Raw genomic sequence first — 1,688 nt, 5'->3', positions numbered from 1 at the left:
CCTTACTGTGGATCAGAAGCAAGGTGTAGAGGCAATCCTGACAGCGACTGGTGAACTTGGCTGTTGGACAAAAGGAAAAAATAAAGTACATATTCCTGTCACCCCGGAAATCCTGCACTATTATTACAGGGATGGTATGAGTTATAGGGAAATCGCTCAAGCGATCGGGTGGGAGAATGGACATGAAGAACTGCTGCACTGGCGCAGCCGCCTTTTCCGTGTAGATATGAAATATAATTTCGGACTTTGGATTATCCACGGTGCATCTTACACCATTACTTTTGAGGACATATACCGGGAGATAACAGCAAGGTATCACAAACAGCTGCTGTATAATACCGGTGAGATGGTTCAGAATTTAGAAACGAAGACAGAGTGGGATTTTTATGTGTCATATTGCACCGAGCAGTATTTTAGGAGTGGCCGGCCGTTTTCAGAATTTCCTCCGGATTGGGATGCCTATGCCAGGCAATGTTATGAACATTTGAAAAATAAAGTGAACAAAATGTCAGAGATCATGGCCGGCACAAACTGGCTGGCGGCAAAAGGTTTGCCGGAAGGGTATGGAAAAACAGAAACAGGAAGTCGAAATGGTGTGGATATCATATGGAGAAAGGACAATCCGAATGAGTTTCGATGGTAAAACTTTACACAGAATCCTCCGAAAGTTTCGCAATGTAAAGCGGAATATTTAGATTCTGTTAAACAAGGTTTATTGGAACTTCCGGGGCTGAGTCTTTCTTGTATACTGATTATTTTAAAAATACAAAAGGATATATTAAGGAAGCAGAACATGAAAGCTAGGATATAGCAGAAAAAGAATCAAAAACAATTTGGAATTGGATAAAAGAAACGGAGAAAATACCACATGCAAAGGAAATACGGGAAAACCAGAGCGAACAACCGGAGCGGATTTTTATTTAGTTATTAAAGAACATTCCCAAACTAAAAGGTATCTGATTCAAGCAAAAAAGATGTATCCAGGTAACAAAGATATTTTGCAGAATAGGTATAGGCAACTTACACATAAGGTTAAAGTAAAAGGTGTGATGAAAGATCAGTTTAAGATTTTTAGACAGTATTGCAGCAACCTAAAGTTTGAGGCTTTATATTGTTTTTATAATTCGATATTTGAACAAAAATTCGAACCAGTAAATCAGATTAAAAAAACATGAAGTGTGTTGATAAAAAATATACTGATAAAAATCAGAACGTTTTGGGTTGCGTTTTAGTAGACGCTGAGGAAATGGAAAACAAATATTTTTTAAAGAAAGTAAAAACGATTACTTTTTTGGAAACATTGATTTTGCCAAGTGCCGTTTCTATACAACAATTTTTTAGAAATGCAAATAATCCACCAGGTACCTCGCCTAACAACTCGGCAGGTCCTCCACTGCAATTTGCGGTAACTGGCGGTCAGCGATGCGGTGCCAGCGGCCAGGTATAATAAAGAACTTGTGGTGTCAATAGCAGGGGCTAACGCCGACGCAAAGCGTCCTATTGACGCCACAATCCCTTTATTATCAACGGTAACCAAGCAGACCTATGAGAAGGTCTGCTAGAGGGCGTAAATTTTTCTGTGTCTGGCAAGTCAGGAACTGCCTGATTTGAATTAAATATGTATTGGTTTTGATGTCGATTTAACTCGAAATTCCATTGTCGAATTTTATTTCTATCTATAGTATTAC

Annotated in this window: 2 protein-coding genes; both read left to right on the top strand. The window is 38.8% G+C overall.

All coding sequences use genetic code 11. From position 1 onward, the window contains the following. A partial coding sequence (locus tag BN3456_RS15740) for a hypothetical protein (protein WP_176699054.1) occupies nucleotides 1-643 on the top strand: 643 nt, incomplete at its 5' end. A gap of 528 nt (nucleotides 644-1,171) precedes the next feature. Continuing rightward, complete coding sequence (locus BN3456_RS00180; protein ID WP_089981955.1) at nucleotides 1,172-1,447, top strand: hypothetical protein; 276 nt, start codon at nucleotides 1,172-1,174, stop codon at nucleotides 1,445-1,447. The last annotated feature ends 241 nt before the right edge of the window (nucleotides 1,448-1,688 follow it).

It is taken from the genome of Clostridium sp. C105KSO13, from assembly GCF_001517425.1.
Classification (GTDB): domain Bacteria; phylum Bacillota; class Clostridia; order Lachnospirales; family Lachnospiraceae; genus Muricomes.
Note: the sequence above shows the minus strand (reverse complement) of the source record. Positions and strands in the feature narration are given on the sequence as shown.

Bases quoted from the DNA above. Each gene is read 5' to 3' on its own strand.
- BN3456_RS00180 (WP_089981955.1), top strand. From the start codon at position 1,172: ATGAAGTGTGTTGATAAAAAATATACTGATAAAAATCAGAACGTTTTG.